This is a genomic window from Moorena sp. SIO4A1, from assembly GCF_010672065.1.
Lineage (GTDB): Bacteria > Cyanobacteriota > Cyanobacteriia > Cyanobacteriales > Coleofasciculaceae > Moorena.
Genome location: NZ_JAAHHX010000682.1, coordinates 1 through 1,500 on the forward strand (window position 1 = coordinate 1; position 1,500 = coordinate 1,500).

At 42.4% G+C, this 1,500-nt stretch carries 4 protein-coding genes and 1 pseudogene; 4 read left to right on the forward strand and 1 reads right to left on the reverse strand.

Annotated features, from left to right (window positions below):
- Positions 1-13: 13 nt before the first annotated feature.
- Positions 14-409, reverse strand: coding sequence for a hypothetical protein (locus F6K53_RS41885; RefSeq protein ID WP_293086354.1), 396 nt, complete (start codon positions 407-409; stop codon positions 14-16).
- A gap of 47 nt (positions 410-456) precedes the next feature.
- Here F6K53_RS41885 and F6K53_RS46340 point away from each other — a divergent pair.
- From F6K53_RS46340 to F6K53_RS41900, 4 genes and pseudogenes are all read left to right on the forward strand, one after another.
- Positions 457-522 (forward strand): annotated as a pseudogene (locus tag F6K53_RS46340) (hypothetical protein); the annotation flags it as partial.
- Between the two features lie 18 nt (positions 523-540).
- Positions 541-816 carry a tetratricopeptide repeat protein gene (locus tag F6K53_RS41890; RefSeq protein WP_293086357.1) on the forward strand — a complete coding sequence of 92 codons (276 nt, stop codon included), beginning with the start codon at positions 541-543 and terminating at the stop codon, positions 814-816.
- Positions 817-995: 179 nt separating this feature from the next.
- On the forward strand, positions 996-1,220 hold the full coding sequence (locus F6K53_RS41895; RefSeq protein ID WP_293067279.1) for a hypothetical protein: 225 nt from the start codon (positions 996-998) through the stop codon (positions 1,218-1,220).
- Positions 1,210-1,500, forward strand: a 291-nt coding sequence (locus F6K53_RS41900; RefSeq protein WP_293086360.1) for a PIN domain-containing protein, incomplete at its 3' end; no start/stop codon positions are given. The genes F6K53_RS41895 and F6K53_RS41900, both read left to right, overlap by 11 nt.

Consider the following 1,500-nt stretch of genomic DNA (forward strand, 5'->3'; position numbering starts at 1 on the left):
ACAACACGTGCAATTAGCCCAACGGGCTAGGGCTTAGCCTACGCACTTTCAAGGCTTCTTGAGAATTGAGTTTACGCTTTCCGTTTAATATATCTAAAATCGCTTGCTCTTGCTCAAAAATACCTAACAAATCTTGTATCGTTAGATTATAGTCTTCCATTAATGTCTGTAATAATTCTGCATCGGTTAATTCGGGAAATTGTTCAGTTTTTTCTTCATAGTCATAGACTAACATCCCTAATACCCTGAGATAATCTTGATCATCTTGATTAAGCGGTTTTTGATCTAATAGGTCGTTGATTCTTTGTTGGGTGGCGATTAATTCAGCATCATTTGTAATGGGACGGGGCGCAAATTCGGTGATTAATTTCAGGTAATAAGGACTAGGGTTGGTTAAACCAGTTGTCATTTTTCCATTTTTCCTTATCCTAGTCTGCCTTAGTATACTATTCTGGGGAATATCATAAAGCAGAACTATTTCACCAGGACGCGATTAACGTAATTGAAGAGTTCTACGGTCCCAATCATCCTAACTTAGCATTGTATCAAGACTGCATCAAATCCCTGAACTCAAGTTACGGCAACAATCATCCCCAAGTGGGAATGTACCTGAGTGATTTGGCTTGGCTGATCTCGGAACAGAGTAACGAGTTGGACAAGTTAAAGCTAGCTGTGAGCTTTTTCCACAAATCTCTGAGCATCCTCACGCCAGTGTTAGACCCCAATCATCCCAGTATTCGCAATGCCCGGAAGGGGCTAACTGTGCTCTACGGTCGAATCGGGAATCGGGAATCGGGAATCGGGAGTAGGGAATAGGGACGAAAGTAGATCAGGCCATTGAGACGTGGGATTAGCGGAAAGGGTTAGGGCTTTGCGATTGGCCGTAGGCCACGCTACGGGATTGACCGTAGGTCACGCTACGCGAATGCACTATGCTAATAGACGATCAATCGCGCTAAGATAAGCTAAGGTAATGTCCACTCATTCTACTGGCAATGGAAGTTCTAAAACTGACCACTAAGACTGATGAATCTGGTTGTTTGAATCTTACGATTCCGACCCATTTAAGGGCAGTTGAGGTTAACGTTGTTCTTGTTTTAGATCCAGTTTCATCAGTTGAGAAGCAGGAATTAAACTATGATTTTTCTGATTTGGTGGGGCGATTAACCTTTGGGGGAGATGCGGTAGCAATGCAAAGGACTCTAAGGGATGAGTGGTAATCGCTATTTTCTGGATACGAATGCAATTGTGGCCCTACTGCAAGGAAATACTCAACTAATTCAATTATTACAAAATGCTGAGTGGATCGGGATTTCAGTTATTAGCCAAATTGAGTTTCTGGCGTTTTCTGGGCTAGCCGAAAGCGATTGCCAACTTTTTCAACAGTTTCTTCAGCGAGTAGAGGTGATCGGTTTAGTGTCGATTGACACTGGGTTGATTGAGAAAATTATTGAAATTCGCCAGCAATATAGGTTGAAATTGCCCGATGCTATAATTGCG